The 16,813-nt window shown below is 73.6% G+C and carries 8 protein-coding genes; 7 read left to right on the plus strand and 1 reads right to left on the minus strand.

From position 1 onward, the window contains the following. Positions 1 to 51 precede the first annotated feature (51 nt). From ACZ7GJ_RS28455 to ACZ7GJ_RS28485, 7 genes are all read left to right on the plus strand, one after another. Positions 52 to 1,587, plus strand: coding sequence for an NCS1 family nucleobase:cation symporter-1 (locus ACZ7GJ_RS28455; RefSeq protein ID WP_470755753.1), 1,536 nt, complete (start codon positions 52 to 54; stop codon positions 1,585 to 1,587). A 252-nt stretch (positions 1,588 to 1,839) separates the two neighbouring features. After that, on the plus strand, positions 1,840 to 3,171 hold the full coding sequence (locus tag ACZ7GJ_RS28460) for an MFS transporter (protein WP_470755754.1): 1,332 nt from the start codon (positions 1,840 to 1,842) through the stop codon (positions 3,169 to 3,171). A gap of 109 nt (positions 3,172 to 3,280) precedes the next feature. After that, positions 3,281 to 4,573, plus strand: a complete 1,293-nt coding sequence (locus ACZ7GJ_RS28465) for a condensation domain-containing protein (protein ID WP_470755755.1) — start codon at positions 3,281 to 3,283, stop codon at positions 4,571 to 4,573. Between the two features lie 344 nt (positions 4,574 to 4,917). Next, entirely contained in the window at positions 4,918 to 8,076 is a 3,159-nt protein-coding gene (locus tag ACZ7GJ_RS28470) for a non-ribosomal peptide synthetase (protein ID WP_470755756.1), read from the plus strand. Beyond that, positions 8,076 to 10,001, plus strand: coding sequence for a non-ribosomal peptide synthetase (locus tag ACZ7GJ_RS28475; protein ID WP_470755757.1), 1,926 nt, complete (start codon positions 8,076 to 8,078; stop codon positions 9,999 to 10,001). Before ACZ7GJ_RS28470 ends, ACZ7GJ_RS28475 begins: the two co-directional genes overlap by 1 nt. Before the next feature lies 1 nt (position 10,002). After that, entirely contained in the window at positions 10,003 to 11,859 is a 1,857-nt protein-coding gene (locus tag ACZ7GJ_RS28480) for an amino acid adenylation domain-containing protein (RefSeq protein WP_470755758.1), read from the plus strand. Beyond that, complete coding sequence (locus ACZ7GJ_RS28485; RefSeq protein WP_470755759.1) at positions 11,849 to 14,785, plus strand: condensation domain-containing protein; 2,937 nt, start codon at positions 11,849 to 11,851, stop codon at positions 14,783 to 14,785. Before ACZ7GJ_RS28480 ends, ACZ7GJ_RS28485 begins: the two co-directional genes overlap by 11 nt. Here ACZ7GJ_RS28485 and ACZ7GJ_RS28490 read toward each other — a convergent pair. Continuing rightward, positions 14,769 to 16,658 carry a hypothetical protein gene (locus ACZ7GJ_RS28490; protein ID WP_470755760.1) on the minus strand — a complete coding sequence of 630 codons (1,890 nt, stop codon included), beginning with the start codon at positions 16,656 to 16,658 and terminating at the stop codon, positions 14,769 to 14,771. The two genes, ACZ7GJ_RS28485 and ACZ7GJ_RS28490, sit on opposite strands and share 17 nt — an antisense overlap. Between the last annotated feature and the right edge of the window lie 155 nt (positions 16,659 to 16,813).

Below are 16,813 nucleotides of genomic sequence, written 5' to 3' on the forward strand. Positions count from 1 at the left end.
CCCCCTCGGTCCCGGCCGAGATCCCCACCCGACTCGAAGGGGCGTGCGCACATGCCCGACGACCCGACCGCCGAGACCCGGGAGCGCGTCGAGCTCGCTCCCGGCGAAGTCCCTTCGGACAGCCGCTTCGCCAACCCCGACCTGCTCCCCGTACCGGTCGGGGCCCGGCGCTGGACGACCTACAACTTCACGGCCCTGTGGGTCGGCATGGCACACAACATCCCCTCCTGGCTGCTCGCCTCCGGGCTGATCGCCCTGGGGATGGACTGGAAACAGGCCGTCCTCACCATCGCGCTCGCCAACCTCATCGTGCTGGTGCCGATGCTCCTCACCGGGCACGCCGGGCCGAAGTACGGGATCCCGTTCCCGGTGCTGGCCCGGGCCTCGTTCGGGGTACGGGGAGCCAACCTGGCCGCGCTCATCCGGGCGGCCGTGGCCTGCTGCTGGTTCGGGATCCAGACCTGGATCGGCGGGTCCGGGATCTTCGTCCTGCTGGGCAAGATCTTCGGCGGCTGGGCGGGCGCGGCGGAGATCGGCGGCGAGCCGTGGACGCTGTGGCTGTGCTTCATCGTCTTCTGGGCCCTCGAACTCGCCATCATCTACCGGGGGATGGAGGCTCTGAGACGCTTCGAGAACTGGGCCGCGCCCTTCGTCATCGTGGGTGCGCTGGCCCTGCTGGTGTGGATCGGCGTCAAGGCGGGCGGTTTCGGCGTACTGCTCGACCAGCCGTCCCGGCTCGGCTGGGGCGCGGACTTCTGGCCGGTCTTCTTCCCCTCGCTCATGGGGATGATCGCCTTCTGGGCCACCCTCTCCCTCAACATCCCCGACTTCACGCGCTTCGGCGCCGGCCAGCGCTCCCAGATCCTCGGACAGACCCTCGGGCTGCCGACGACGATGACCCTCTTCGCGCTGCTGTCGGTGTTCGTCACCTCGGGTTCGGAGGCGGTGTACGGCGCCCCGATCTGGGACCCGGTGGAGCTCGTGGCCAAGGCCGACAGCGTCTTCGGGCTGCTGTTCGCCCTGGTCACCGTACTGATCGCGACGATCTCGGTGAACATCGCGGCCAACGTCGTCTCGCCCGCCTACGATCTCGCCAACCTGGCCCCCCGCCTGATCGACTTCCGGCGCGGAGCGCTGATCACCGGGGTCGTCGGAGTGCTGATCATGCCGTGGAAGCTGACCTCCACCCCCGAGCTGTACATCTTCACCTGGCTGGGCCTGGTCGGCGGGCTCCTCGGCACGGTCGCCGGCGTCCTCATCGCGGACTACTGGATCGTGCGCCGCACCAGGCTCTCGCTGCCCGACCTGTACCGGGAGGGCGGTCCGTACTGGTACACGGGCGGTTGGAACCTCCGGGCACTGGCGGCCTTCGCGGTCGGCGGCGTACTGGCCGTCGGCGGCTCCCACTCGGCCCCCGGCAAGGGCCCCTTCCCCGCCGAGGGCCTGATCCCGCTCCTCAAGCCGCTCGCCGACTACGGCTGGGCGGTCGGCCTGACCGTTTCCCTGCTGCTCTACGCAGCACTCATGACCGGAGCCCGCCCCGGCGGTGTGTACGGACGGTTGCCGGGGCAGGACCGAGCGGAGTGAAGACGGCGGCGATCGCGCCCATTTTCGGTCAGGGTGGCGGCGGTTGCGCAGGGTGAGGGCGGTGCTCGGCGCCTCCCTGCTCCCCCTTGCCCCACCTGCCCCGCGTTGCATGCGTCGTCGACGGGAATTCACGCGGCCTTACCCCGGGTAGTGCGAAGAATCTCCCGTTCGTCATCCATCGAGCAGCAAAAGATGTCCGAAAGTGACAGGTTTGCTTTGACCTTGATCGATGGATCGGTGAGTGTCCTTCACATGTCCGACACATCCGGAGCTGCCGCTGGCGGCTCACTGCGCTTACGTGACTTCCGACTGCTACTCGCGGGAGCCGCCACCGGACAGTTCGGTGCCCAGGTGACGCTGGTGGCGTTGCCCCTCGTCGCCGTCCTCGAACTCGACGCGTCCGCCTTCCAGGTGGGCCTCCTGACCGCTGCGGAGACCGCCGCCTTCCTGCTCGTGGGGCTCCCCGCCGGGGCCCTGACCGACCGCATGCGCAAACGGCCCCTGATGATCCGCGCGGACCTGGTGCGCGCCGTGTCCATGGGCAGCATCCCCGCCGCCGCGCTCGCCGACGTCCTGACCATGGCCCAGCTCTACGCGGTCGCGCTCGTGACCGGCGTGGCGACCGTGTTCTTCGACGTCGCGCACCAGAGCTACCTGCCCCAGATCCTGCCCCGTGAGCAACTCATGGCCGGCAACGGAGCGTTGGAGACCGTCCGGTCCACCGCCCAGGTGACCGGCCCCGGTCTCGGTGGAGGCCTGGTCCAACTCGTCGGAGCGCAGTTCGCGGTCATCGTCGACGCCGTCGGCTACGTACTGTCCGCACTCTTCCTCCAACGCATCGAGAAGGCCGAGGAGGCACCCGAACGCGTCGCCGGGGGCTCCCTGCGCAAGGAGATCGGCGAGGGCGTCCGCTTCATCTTCGGCCACCCGCTGCTCCGCGTCATCGCCCTGACCACCGGCCTCGCCAACTTCTGTACGGCCGTCCTCATGGCGACGCAGACCGTGCACCTCGTCCGCGTCGTCGGACTGGGGGCGGGCGGGCTCGGGCTGGTGCTGTCCGCGTCGGCCGTGGGAGGGCTCCTGGGCGCGCTGTGCGCCGGGCGCATCGCCGCCCGGCTGGGGCAGGCGCGGGTCATCCTCCTGTCCCTCCTGGTGACCGGCCCGTTCGCGCTGCTGTGGCCCCTGTCCGGGCACGGTCTCGCCGGGGCGCTCCTGTTCTCCGCCGGATCGGCGGTCGTCTCCTTCGGCGCCGTCGTCTACAACGTCGCGCAGGTCAGCTTCCGCCAGGGCATGTGCCCGCCACGACTGCTCGGCCGGATGAACGCCACCCTGCGCTTCCTCATGTGGGGCACCCTGCCGCTCGGCGCGCTCCTGGGCGGAGCCCTCGCCCAGTCCTACGGGTCGCGCACCGCGCTCGCCTGGTGCGCCGCCGGCATCCTCGCCGTACCGGTGCCGCTGCTGCTCTCGCCGCTGCGCCGGATGCGGGACCTGCCCGCTCCACCGCAGGACGACTCCGCCGCGGTACAGGGCGAGACGGCAGCCGCCCACGGCGACGAACGCCCGGCCCCCGCACCCACCAGCTGACCCGCCCACGACGCGCGCCGCGGGGACGAGACCCTGCGCCGGCAGCACCCGCCGGCACACCGCTGCGTGCGGCAACGGCCCCGACCAATGCCATGACAGAGAGGACCACGTGCTCAGCATCACCAGTCAGTACCTGGCCCGCTACCGGCGGTTCGCCGACGACCGGTCCGACAGCCTGCTGCCGGCCACCGGAGCACAGCGCCGTTTCGTGCTGGTGCGTTCGCTGGACCCGGCCGGACGCCCCGACCTCGTGCCGATGTTCTTCGCGTTCCCGCAAGGCACCATCGATCCCGAACGCCTCCGGGCCGCCGCCCGCAGGCTCGCCGCGCGGCACACCGCCCTGCGCTCGCGGCCCACCGTCATCCGCGGCACCCCCGTGCTGTCCGTCGCCGCCGACCCGGACGTCAGCGTGACCCGGCCCGCCCTCGTACCGGGGGAGTCGCCCGCCGAGGCGCTCCGTCGTGCACTGGCCGCCTGGGACGTGCAGGGGCCCTCCCTAAGGCTGTTCCTCGTACGCGACGAGGAGCGCGAGGAGGACGTCCTCGCGGTGGTCCTGGACCACGCGGTCTGCGACGGGCGGTCGTTGGCGCGGATCGTCGACGAACTCGGCGCCGCCTACGGAGAGGAGGCCGCCGACGGCGGTCCCACGCCGCAGGAGACGCAGACCGAACTCGCCGCCTACCGGGACGCGGTCCTCGGCCAACTCGCCGCCGAGGAGAAGGCGGAGACGCCCGAGGCGGCCGCGTACTGGGCGGACCGGCTGCGCGCGGTGCACGCCCAGGCTCCGGCACCCCGCCCCGCCCGCGTACCCGAAGGCGCGCGTCCCGGTGGCTCCGCGCAGGCCTGGCTGCCCGCCCACGACGCCGGCGTGTCCTTCCCCGGACTCCTCGACGCCTGCCGCTCCGCGGCCCGCGAACTGTACGGCCCCGACCGCGCGGTACCGCTCGGCTACCCGTGGGGCGGGCGCCCCACGGGAGCGGAACCGGTCATCGGCTGCTTCCTCAACACCCTCGCCTTCCCCGTCGACACCGGCCACGGGCCGGGCTCGCAGGTGACGGCCGACGCCTGGTGGGACGACCTCGACCACGCCGACGTACCCTTCGACGCGGTCGTGGCCGCCGCGCGGGCCGCCGGCTCGCGCTGGACCGGAGCCCTCGACGGGCTGCTCACCGTGGACGACGACACGCGCCGCCCGCCCCTGCGGCTGGCCGGCGTCGAGGGACGTGAGGTCCACGTCGACGGAAGACCGGTCCGCGGTCCCTTCGCCGTCTCCGTCACCCAGGGCGCGGAGATCCGCCTGCGGATGGTGTGGGACCGGGCGGTGCTCGACGAGGAGACCGCGCACCGGGCGTTCGACGCCCTCACCCGCGCGCTGCGCCCCTCGGGCCACGCCGTGCAGTGACCCCGCCGCCGGGCACACCGGCGCAGACCCCCGAGTCGTACGGCAGCGCCACCCGCACCCCCCGACGACGACACCTGCGCCCCCGGCACCCGAACCAACTGCGGCGCCCCCCAGCGCGCCAGGGCCCCCACCCGCGGCCCCGCGCGCACCGGCACCCGCCCCCGTACCGCGCCGAGCCGCCGCGCCCCGCACCGCGCAGAGCCGCCGCGCACACACGCCTCCCCCCACGGCATCCCCACGCAGAAAGCGGCACCGCGCGACCCGCGGAGCCGTCCGCACGACCACCCGGACACGACACGACCGTGCCCGGCACCGAGACCGACCCACAACCTCAGGGATCGCCCATGCTCCCCCTCTCCTCCTCGCAGGAGATCGTCTGGCTGCACGAGCAGATGCAGCCCGGCAGTCGCGCCTACAACTTCACCGCCTCACTGGACCTGTGGGGCACGCTCGACACCGAAGCCCTGCACCGCGGACTCGCCGCCACCTTGGCGCGCCACCCCGGCCTGCGGCTCGAACTCGTCGCCTCCACCGGGTCCGTACCGGCGCAGCGGGTCGCGCCGCAGTGCGCGCCGAGACTCCACACGGTCGACCTCAGCACGGAGGAGGAACCCGAGGCGGCCTTCGCCCGGCTCCTGCGGACCGAGGCCGAGAGCCCGCTCGACACCTTCGAGGCACCGCTGATCCGCTGGACCCTCGTACGACTGGCCGAGCGGCACCACCGGCTGGTCCACGTCGAACACCACCTGATCCACGACGGGCACTCGTTCGCGATCCTGCTCGACGACGTCTTCCGCGTCTACCGCGCCCACGTCCTCGGCGAGACCCTGGAGCTCCCGCCCGCCTCCTCGTACGCGGACCACGTACAGGCCCAGGCCGGGGAAGGGGCCGCCTACGCCCCCGAATCGCTCGAATTCTGGCGGGCCGAGCTGCGCGACCAGCAGTACGACCTCCCGCTGCCGGGCCTGACCCGCCCCGGCGCCCAGCGCAGGCACCACGGCGGCCAGCTGCGCCAGAGCATCGGCGCCGATCTCGCCGAACGCCTGCGCGGGCACGCCCGTTCGCGCGGCCTGACCCCCTTCGCCACGCTCCTCGGGCTGTTCGCCGAGCTCCTGCGCCGGCACAGCGGCCGCTCCCGGATGGTCATCGGCACCGCCGTCGGCAACCGCCCCCTCGGCTACGAGGACGCCGTCGGCATGTTCGTCAACACCATCCCGCTCCCGATCGCCCTGGACGGCACCGTCCCCGCCCAGGACACCATGGACGAGGTCACCGACACCCTCATCCGGGCCCTGCCGCACCAGGACGTGCCGGTCCAGGAGCTGACCCGGGCGCTCGGCATGCACACCTCCGGCGCCGGCAACCCGCTCTTCTCCGTCATGTTCAGCGCCCACGACGCACCGCTGCCCGAGATCGACGTACCCGGCCTCGACATCACCCTCTTCGAGGGCTTCAACACCGGCACCACCCGCTTCGACCTCGACGTGGTCCTGCTCCCGGACGACCGTCGCGGAGTCACCCCGCGCCAGGGCCTGCCCGGCATGACGCTGGTCTGGGACTACGACGCCGACCTCTTCGGCGAGGACGTCGCACGCCTGCTCGCCGGCCGCTTCCTGGACCTGCTGCGCGCCTATCTCGACGACCCCGAGAAGCCGCTGGCCGACCTGGACCCGACCGCAGTGGAGCCCGCCGCCGCGCCGGTGGCCGTCCCGGCCGACCGCGATCCGCTGGACCCCGTCGCCGCGCACCACCCGTCGCTGCCGGCCGTGCTGTGCGGCGCCCGCCGCCTCACCTACGGGGACCTCGACGAACGCGTGGCCTCGCTCGCCGGGCGACTGCGCACCGCCGGCGTGACGCCCGGCCGGCCGGTGGCCGCGGTGCTGCCCCGGGGGACCGACTCCGTCGTCGCCCTGCTCGCCTGCCTGCGCACCGGCGCCGTCTACTGCCCGCTGTCCCCGTCGGACCCGCCGGCCCGGCTCGCCCTGCTGCTGGAGCGGCTCTCCCCGGCGCTGGTCCTCACAGGCGACGGCACGCCGGAACTGCCGCAGGCGCTGCCGACCGCCCGGATCGACGCCCCGGTACTGCCCCCCGCGCACGCGAGCGCCGTACTTCCCGGCACGGCCTACGTCATCCACACCTCCGGATCCACCGGGACGCCGAAGCCCGTAGCCGTGGGCCCCGCGGCGCTGGTGCACCACATGACCTCGGCCGCCGAACGGTTCGCGCTCACCACCTCGGACCGGGTCCTGATGTTCGCCCAGCCGTCCTTCGACGTGGCGCTGGAGGAGGTCCTGCCGACCCTGCACGCCGGCGCCTGCCTGGTCTTGCCCGAGTACGAGGTGCCCACCGGCGCCGAGCTCGCCGGCCGGCTGGTGTCCGCCCGGGTCACCGTCGCCAACCTGCCCACCAGCTACTTCCTCGCCACCCGCGAGGACCTGCGGCCCGCGCTGCGGGACGGGAGCTGGGCGCCCAGGCTCCTGGTCCTGGGCGGCGAGCGCCTTCCCGTGGAGGCCCTGCGCGGCGTACTCGCCGACACCGACGCCACCGTGCTCAACGTGTACGGCGTCACCGAGGCCGCCATCAGCTCGACCGTCCACGAGATCTCCCGCGAGGCCCTCGCCGACGGCACCGAGATCCCCCTGGGCACCGAGTTCCCGGGCGAGCGGGTCCTGGTCCTGGACGCCCACCACCGTCCCCTGCCGGCCGGGGCGGTCGGTGAACTGGCCATCACCGGCCCCGGCCTCGCCGAAGGGTACGCGGGCAACGCCGAGGTGACGGCCGCCCGGTTCGTCACCGTCGACGCACTCGGCGGCCTGCGCGCCTACCTCACCGGCGACGTCGGCTACCGGGGCCTGGACGGCCTGCTGTACTTCCTCGGCCGGCGCGACCACCAGATCAAGCTGCGCGGCCACCGCATCGAGCTGGAGGAGATCGAGGCGGCGGCGTCCGCGGTGCTGGGCGGCCGCTCCTGCGCCGTCGTCCTGGACCGGGAGGGCCCCGGCTCTCCCCGGCTCGTGGGCTTCCTCGAAGGCGCAGCCGACGGCGCGGCCTTCGACGAGAAGGCGCTGCACGCCGAGCTGGTCGGCCGCCTGCCCGGCCCCCTCGTGCCCGCCCGGTGGGCGCGGTTGGACAGCATGCCGACCCTCGCCGGCGGCAAGCCCGACCGTACGGCGCTGTCACGGCGCGCCGCGGCACTCGACAGCGACGGCGCCGCGGCGCCCGAGCCCGAGGCCGGGTCCTCGGTCACCCCGGTCTTCGACGAACCGATGACGGCCCTGCTCGCCGAAGGCTGGAGCAAGGTCCTGGGCCACAGCCGGTTCGACGCCCGCTCGCACTTCTTCCACAGCGGGGGCCATTCCCTGCTGGCCGCCGAGCTGGCCGCCTGGCTGGAGCCCCGGCTGGGCACGCGCCCGCCGCTGAAGGTGCTCTTCCGCAACCCCGTCCTCGCCGACCAGGCCGAGGCGCTCGCCACCACCACCACCACCACCTCGACGGAGTCGTGATGACCCAGACCGCTTTGAGCGTCGCCCACGGCCCCGCCGCCGAACCGACGCGCGTACTCGACCGCTTCGAGGGCTGGGCCCGGCGCACCCCGAAGGCCCCGGCCGTGATCGACGGCACCGGGATCTGGACGTACGAGGACCTCGACGCGGCGGCCGCGCTGGCCGCCAAGGACCTGGCCGGCCGCGTCAACCCCGGTGACCTGGTCGGCGTCTGCCTCGACCGTTCCACCGCCCTGGTGGTGACCGCCGTCGCGCTCGCCCGGATCGGCGCCGTCTACCTGCCGCTCGGCCCCCGTCCCGGCGAACGCCGCATCCGGGCCGTCACCGAGGACCTCGACGTCGCCTGCCTCATCGGCGACCCCGGCGTCCTGCCCGAGGAGTACCGGGGCGGCGAGCACGTACCGCTGCTGCTGCCCACCGAGGGCGTCAACGCGCCCGTCGCCGCGGTCGCGGCCTTCGCCGGCTCGGTCCGAGGCACCCGCCGCGCACCCGAGGGCACCCTGTACTCCGTCCTCACATCCGGTTCCACCGGCCGCCCCAAGGCCGTGGCCGTGGCGGAGGCCTCGCTGTCCGTCGCCCTGGACTGGTACCGCGCCGAGACCGGCATCGCCCCGGGCGACCGCCAGTCCCTGCTCATCGGCGTCGCCTTCGACCCGCACCTCCTGGAGCTGTGGGCCGGCCTGACCTCGGGAGCCGCCCTCGTACCGGCCCCGGACGACACCCGCTGGGACTCGCACGTGCTCACCGACTGGTGGCGCGACACCGCCCTCACCCACGCCGTGGCGGCCACCCCCACCGTCGAACCGCTCCTGGACCGGCCGTGGCCCCGGGGCCTGGAGCTGCGCCACCTCGTCGTCGGCGGCGACCGCATGCGCCGCCGCCCCGGCGCCGACGTCACCGCCACCGTCCACAATGCCTACGGCCCCGCGGAAGCCACAGTCCTCACGACCGCCCACGCGATGCGGGCCACCGATCCGCAGGCCGGCGACCAGGCCCCGCCGCCCATCGGTACCGCGCTGCCCGGCGTCACCCTCGTCGTCACGGACGCCGAAGGCCGCCCCGTCGCCCGCGGCGAGGACGGCGAACTGCGCGTCGGAGGCCACTGCCTGGCGCTCGGCTACCTCGACGCCGAACTCACCGCACTGCGGTTCACAGCGCCTGCCCCGGACCTGGCGCTGCCCGGCGTCGACCGCCTCTACCGCACCGGCGACCGGGTACGGATGAACCCCGACGGCAGCCTGGACTTCCTCGGCCGCCTCGACGACCAGGTGAAGATCAGCGGAGTCCGGATCGAACCCGCCGAGGCCGAAGCCGCCTTCGAGCAGGACCCCCGCGTGCGCACCGCCGTCGTCACCGTGCTGCGCGACAGCGCCGGCCACGGCCGCCTCGTCGCACACGTACGGACCGCCGACGGCGCCGAACCCGCGCCCGCCGAGCTCCTCGACGCAGTCCGCTCCTGGCTCCCCGAACAGGCCGTCCCCGCCGCCGTACGGATCGTCGACGGCTTCCCGCTCGACGCCAACGGCAAGGTGGACCGACCCGCCCTGGCCGCCCGGGAACAGGACCAGGCCCGGATCCAGGCTCCGGCAGCCGGGGCGCCGCGGACCGAGGCCACGGCGCCGCGGACCGAGGCCACGGCGCCGCGGACCGACGCCACGGACGACCTCGCCGACGCCGCCACCACGGCCACCGAGCGGCTCGTACTGGCGACCGTGCGCGACCTCCTGGGCCGGCCCGGCACCGGTCTCGGCGACAACTTCACCGACGCCGGCGGCACCTCCATCATCGCCGCACGGCTGCTGGCCGCCGTCGAAGGCGCGACCGGAGTGCGCCTGCGCGCCCCGGAGCTGCTGCGCAGCACCGACCTGCGCACCTTCGCCGCCCTCATCGACCACCGCCGGAACCCGCGACCGGAAGGAGCCTGACATGTCACCCACCACCCCGCAGCCCGCCGCCCAGGCGCACGGCACCCGTACGACCGCAGCCGCACCGGCGGCCACCCTGCCGGCGCTCGTCGCCCGGCACGCCGGACTCACCCCCGAAGCGCTCGCCGTCGTGGACGGCGACACCACCCTCACCTACGGCCAACTCCTGCGCTCCGGCCGCGCCCTCGCCGCCCGCCTGCGCGAACACCAAGTGGTCTGCGGCGACCGGGTGGCGCTGCTGACGGCGCGGTCGCACCGTACGGTCGTGGCGCAGCTCGGGCTCTGGCTGGCCGGCGCCGTGTGCGTACCCCTCGATCCGGCCCAGCCCCGGCCGCGGACCGAGGCCGTCATCGCCGACGCGGAGGTGACGCTCACCCTCGGCGACGCGAAGCTGCTGGACGCGGCCACTCTCCCCGGCCCCGTCCTCGCCCTGCCCGAGGAGCCGCTCACGAGCGGCCGACCGGACGACGAGTCCGACCCCGACGGCCCGGCGTTCATCATGTTCACCTCCGGCTCGACCGGCCGCCCCAAGGGCGTGCTCGTACCGCACCGGGCCATCGCCGAACTGGTCACCGCGCCCGACTACGTCACCCTCACCGGCCGCGACCGCGTCCTGTTCCACTCGCCGATGACCTTCGACGCCTCGACGTTCGAAGTCTGGGTCGCGCTCGCCAACGGCGCCGCGGTCGTCGTCTGCACCGAGCAGCGGCCCTCCCTGGAGGACCTCGCCCGGCACGTCGAACGGCACGGCGTGACGGTAGCGTTCTTCACCACGGCCCTCTTCCACCAGCTCGCCGCGCGCCACTCCCGCGTCTTCGCGCAGCTGCGCTCTGTCGTCGTGGGGGGCGAGGCCATGGCCGCCGCGCAGGCACGCGAGGTGCTCAGCGCCTTCCCCTGGCTGGAGCTCGTCAACGGCTACGGGCCCACCGAGACGACCACCTTCGCCACCGCCCACCGGGTCACCGAGCAGGACTGCCTGGCGCAGATACCGATCGGCAGGCCCATCGCCGGGGCCACCGCGCACGTCCTGGACGCCGACGGCCGCGCGGTGGCCGACGGCGAACGGGGCGAACTGTGGGTCGGCGGCAGCAGGCTCGCCCAGGGGTACACCGGCCTGCCCGAACTCACCGCCGAACGGTTCGTCGAGCACGCCGCTGCCGCAGGCCAGCGGCTTTACCGCACGGGCGACGTCGTCTCCCTGCGGCCCGACGGAGTCCTCCAGTTCCACGGCCGCAACGACGACCAGGTCAAGGTCCGCGGCTTCCGCATCGAACCCGCCGAGGTCGAACACGCCCTGCGCGAGCAGCCCGACGTGGACGACGCCGCCGTCACCGTCGACGGCGCAGGCACCCCCGAGGCGCGCCTGGTCGCCTTCGCCGTCGCCGGGCCCGGCCCCGAGCCGTCCGGCACGGCGCTGCGCGAGCGGCTCACCGCGGTCCTGCCCGCCCACCTGGTTCCCGACACGGTCACCCTGCTGGAGCGACTGCCCCTCACCCCGGCCGGCAAGGTCGACCGGCGCGCCCTCACCGGCCGCGCGAACGCCGCCGAGAAGCAGCCCGCCGGCGGGGCCGCGGCGCCGATGACGCCCATCGAGCAGGCCGTCGCCGAGGTGTGGAGCCAGGCGCTGGGCGTCGAGGTCACCAGCGCCGACGCCGAATTCCTCCTCCTGGGCGGGCATTCGCTGCTCGCCCTCATCGTCACCGAGGACCTGCGCGAAGAACTGGGCGTGGAGATCTCCCTCGCGGACTTCTTCGCCACCCCGAGCGTCGCCGAACAGGCCGCGCTGGTCGAACGCGTCCTCCTGGACGCCCACCGAGACCTCCACCCCGAGACCCCGGAGCACAGCGATGCCCACTGACGCCGAATCCGCGGCCCACGACCGCGGCCAACTCCAGAGGGAACTGCTGCGCCGCGCCCGCGCCGGAACCGCCCGGCGAGGCCAGTCCGGGCCCACCGCGGACGCGCGTGTCGTCAGCGACGGCCACGGCGGCAGCCACGACGCCGCCGCGCAGACCGGGAGCGTCCCCCTGTCCCGGGCCCAGCGCCGCATGTGGCTGATGGAACGCCTCGGCGGCGCGGGCGACTCGTACCACGTCCCGTTCGCCACCCGCCTCCGCGGCCCCTTCGACGCGGCCACCTTCGCCACCGCCCTCACCTCGCTGGTGGCCCGGCACAGCATCCTGCGCACCCGCTACCTGGAGCGCGACGGAGAGCCCTGCCAGGAGGTGCTCCCGACGCCGTGGACGATCCCGGTCCATGTCGTCGATGCCGACCCGGCGGACGCGCCGGAGCTGCTGCGGCGCGAGACGGCCCGGCCGTTCGACCTGGCCGCGGGCGACGCCGTACGGGCACTCGTGCTGCGCCACGGCCCGCAGGACCACACCCTGCTGCTGACGTTCCACCACATCGCCATGGACGGCGCCTCATTGGAGACGGTGGCCGGCGAACTCGCCGTCCTCTACGCCGAGGTATCCGAGGGGACGGGCCCGCACACGCTCGCCGCACCGCCGCAGTACGCCGACCACGCGCGCCGCGAACACGACGCCCTGCCCGGCTACGAGGCGGAACTGGGGAGCTGGAGCGACCTGCTGACCGGCGCGGTCCCGCCCCGTCTGCCCGAGCCGACGTCGGCCGCGCCGCACGCCTCCGCCCGCCCCGCGGCCGCACGCAGCGAAACCCTCGCTCCCCATGTGCCGGACGCACTGCGGAAGTTGGGTGCCCAGCACAACGCCACGCCCTTCGCCGTGTCGCTCACCGCCGCCTTCGCGTCCCTGCACCGCCTCACCGGCGACGACGACCTCGTCATCGGCGTGGCGAGCACGCACCGCAGCGGAAGCGGCATGCGCGCACTGGTCGGCCTCTGCGTCAACACGCTGCCGGTACGCGTCGACGTCTCCGGCGCCCCGACCTTCGCCCAACTGCTGCTACGGGTCAGCGAAGCCCTCCTAGAAGCCCAGAGCCACCGGCACATCCCCTTCGACCTGGTCCTCGAACGCCTCGGCGGCCGGGCGCGCGGCGCCGACGGCAGCGCGCTGGTTCGCGTCACCTCCGACCTCCTCGGCGAGCCGACGGTACTGCGGCTGCCCGGCGCGTCGGCCGAGTACGTCGACATCCCCTCCCACGGCGCGAAGTTCACCCTCTCGTACGGCCTGGGGCTGAGTGATACCCCCGAGGGGCCCCAGGCCCTCGTCCAGTACGACGCGAGCACCCTCGACGACACCGTGGCGGAAACGGCCGTACGCGACTACGCGGCCCTGCTGCACGCGGTGGCGGCCGACCCGGATCTCGTCCTGGCCGACCTGCCCTTGCCGGGCGGAGTTGCGGATCCCGGCGCCCGCCACCCGGCGGCGCAGGCCCTGCGGGCCCACCCGGAGGTCGCCGACGCCGTCGTGGTCCAGCCCGAGCAGGGGCCGCCGGTGGCCTACGCCGTCCTGCGTGACAGCATCGGCCCGTCCGGTCACGAACTGCGTGGCCTGCTGCGCCGATCGCTCGCCCCGGAGGCCGTACCCGCCGCGGTCACGCTCGTCGACGCGCTGCCGCGCACCGACGCCGGGCCGCTCGACCGGGCCCGGCTGCCCGGACCGTCCGGGCCGGGCGCACCGTCCGGCCCCCGGGCCGAAGCCGTCCGGGAGGCCTTCACCGCCGTACTCGGCACCGACCCGGAGCCGGACGCCGACTTCTTCGCCCTCGGCGGCCACTCCCTCAAGGCCGTCCAACTCTCCGAACGGCTGCGGACGGACCTCGGACTGCCCCTCACGGGCCTCGACGTGCTCCAGGCCCGTACGCCCCGGGCCCTGACCGCGCTCCTCGACGAACGGGCGGCACAGCAGAGCGCCGCACGGGCCGAGAGCCGGCCGGCCCCCCGCTCCCGGGCCGCCCGCCCGGGCACGGTGCTGGTCACCGGCGCGACGGGCGGCGTGGGCGCGTTCATCGTCCGTGAACTCGCCGCCCAGGGACGCCCGGTACTGGCACTGGCCCGGCCCGAGTCCGCCCACCTGATCGCCGCCGAGGGCGTCGACGTCATCGAGGGCGACCTCGCCGACCTGGCCGGCCTGCGCGAAGCCGTCGCGCAGGCCGACGCGGTCGTCCACGCCGCCTGCACCTTCACCCGCCACGACGTGGACCTGGCCGCGATGGAGACGATGGTCGACGCCTGGCGGCGCGGGCCGTTCGTCTTCGTCAGCAGCGTCGACGCCTACGGGCACCCCGGTACGGACCGGGTCAGCGAGGAGACCCCGCCCCACGAGCCCGTCAGCCCGTACGGCCGGGCCAAGCTCGACTGCGAGGCCCTGCTGCTGCGCGCGGCGGGGAGCGAGGGACGCGGGGGAGCGAGCGTCGTACGCTCCCCGATCGTCTGGGGCGCGCACGACCGGCTGCGCGAACAACTGCGCTGGGGTGCCATCGGCACGCTCTACCAGTCAGCCCTCCAGAGCCGGCCGATCACACTGCCGCGTCCCGGAACGGGCGGTCACGCCTGGTACGGACCGGCCTGGGTGCACGCGGCCGCCCTGGCCCGCGCGGTGGCCGAGTGCCTGGACCAGCCCGTGCACGGAATCGCCAACGCGTGCAGCGGCCACGTGTCCTGGCACGACCTCGCACGCGACCTCACGGAACTGCTCGGCACCCGCGCGGAGTTCCACGAGACCGAAGCCGTCCCCCAGGACCTCGACCACCGCTGGCACTACGACAGCACCCGCCTGGCGCGCCCCCTGCGGGCCCGTCCCGGAGAGGACCGGCGCACCGTACTGGCGGACATGATCGGCCCGGTCAGAAGCGGCGGATGATGCGCAGGGCCTTCGTGTAGTAGTCGGTGCCGGCCTGGCCGATGAGGGACCGGGCGGCGAGGTCGCCCATGGTGGGGCCGTCGGGGGTCTTGCGGCTGGAGACGAAGCGGGGGCGCTTCTTGTCGTCCAGACCGACGTAGATGCCGACGTGGTCGATGGGCCGGCGCTCCTCGGCGGGAGCGCCGGCCTCCTCCTCGGGCTCGCAGTTGAAGTAGAGGGTGTCGCCGATCTGGAGGCCGGTGATCGACGGCGGCTTCGCGAGGTAGGCCGTGCTGTCCCCGCCCTCACTCGGAGGGATGGACCGGGCCACGATGACCCCCGGTCCCTCCAGGGCCATGTCGTGGCTGGACCGAGGCAGGTTCCCCGAGCCGAAGTTCCTCTCCCGCACCATGGGTATGCCCATGTGGTAGCCGAACACCATGCGTACGAAGCCAGAACAGTCGAGGCTGCCCTTGAAGCGGCTGCGATCCTTGGGCTTTTCGTCGGGCTCGCCGTTGGGGAAGACCCATTCCCGGCCCATGTAGTCGTGGAAGTCGGCGCCGATGTCCAGCCGGCCGGAATCGGGGGCGTCGTCGTCCCTCGGCCCGTAGGAGGCCTTGCCCAGCACGCGTGCTCCGCCGAGGGCCGGTGAGGTGACGTCGGGGGCGTCCAGCAGGAACATGGAGGCGAAGGAGAGCGCGTCGGGCGAGATGTCCGACGCCCAGGCCCGGATCTGCGCGTCCAGCTCCGGGGTCCAGGTGCCGGTGAACGGCGTCGGCAGGAGACGGACCCAGGTCGAGTGGGTGACCGAGGGGGGCTCGGCCCAACTGCAGGACGTCACCTTGAACTCGTCGACTATCGCTTCCACGGGCAAGTTGGTGGACCCGAGGGAGGCCAGTGCCCGCACCCCGATGTGGCCCTTGGCGAAGCTGGCGTCCGTCACCTCGCCGATCGACTTCGCCGTGGACTCGGCGGCGCCGTAGCGCCAAGCGGAGGCGCGCAGCTTCTGTCCTTCCCGCACCAGGCGGATGTGCCAACGGTCCGACGGCGTGAAGCTGGTGGCGAGCAGGACGGAGTCGGACTGAGGGGTGCCGCCGAGCACGGTCACCACGTCGTTCTCCTCCTTCTCCAGGATCAGCCGGACTTCGACCTTCGGTGCGGGCGAGATGATGATCCTGGCCCGGTAGTGGTTCTTCGTGTCCGTGAACCCGCACGTCAGGCCGATCGACAGAGGCGCGCCGATCGGCGCCTTGCTGAAGCCGACGACTGCTGTGACGTCCACGTCCCCGACCTCCTTGTCCATGAGGTACGCGTAGCGGGTGCGGTTGTCGCGCGCCAGCGTGATGCGGCCGGAGCCGTCCTTCACCTCGTAGTCGGAATGGAGCGGCTCGTACCCGTCGATGTCCCACCTGCCGCCGCCGCGGGACGGGCCCCACCCCACGGGGTCCCCGTCCTCGGGCTTCTCGCCGCCCAGGTTCTTCACGATACGGTCGAACGGGTCGGTGAACGGCCGCTTCTGCTCGGTGAAGTGCCGCTGCGGTCCGCGCACCGTGACCGTGCGCGCCCCGGTCGTCAGGGTGGCGAGCACCCCGTGCGGGTCCGAGACCTCGAGTCGCGACGGCTGGCCGGGGAGCACCTTGGTGGTGAGGACGGCTTCCTTGAACTGCGGGTACCAGACCTGCTCGGTCAGGGAAGCCATGCCGGGTCTGCCGACACCGGAGGCCGCTGCTTCCTGCACGGTCTCCGCGACCTGTGCGGCTTGCGCGGCCCCTTGGGCCACCGCCGGCTTCGTGGCGGTAGCCGCCCGCGCGGAGCCGGTGGACGAGAGCAGCGGAGCGGCGACGGCGGCCGAAGCCATGGCGGCCAGAGCCGAACGTCGGCTGAGAGATGACACGGGTGGTAACTCCTTCAGATGACAGGTGGATCACCCCAAAGATGCAAGCCGTCGCTCCGCCAACTGTGTCGCGCGACGCCAAGTCCTCGTGATGACCAGCGCTTTCGCTCTATGTCATGATCCACTACATGCGGATCCGCGGATGGATCCGCGGG

The organism is Streptomyces sp. NPDC037242 (assembly GCF_055604165.1).

Excerpts from the sequence above, each read along its gene's own strand:
- ACZ7GJ_RS28455 (WP_470755753.1), top strand. The coding sequence starts at position 52 with ATGCCCGACGACCCGACCGCCGAGACCCGGGAGCGCGTCGAGCTCGCT.
- ACZ7GJ_RS28460 (WP_470755754.1), top strand. The coding sequence starts at position 1,840 with ATGTCCGACACATCCGGAGCTGCCGCTGGCGGCTCACTGCGCTTACGT.
- ACZ7GJ_RS28470 (WP_470755756.1), top strand. The coding sequence starts at position 4,918 with ATGCTCCCCCTCTCCTCCTCGCAGGAGATCGTCTGGCTGCACGAGCAG.
- ACZ7GJ_RS28475 (WP_470755757.1), top strand. The coding sequence starts at position 8,076 with ATGACCCAGACCGCTTTGAGCGTCGCCCACGGCCCCGCCGCCGAACCG.
- ACZ7GJ_RS28480 (WP_470755758.1), top strand. The coding sequence starts at position 10,003 with ATGTCACCCACCACCCCGCAGCCCGCCGCCCAGGCGCACGGCACCCGT.
- ACZ7GJ_RS28485 (WP_470755759.1), top strand. The coding sequence starts at position 11,849 with ATGCCCACTGACGCCGAATCCGCGGCCCACGACCGCGGCCAACTCCAG.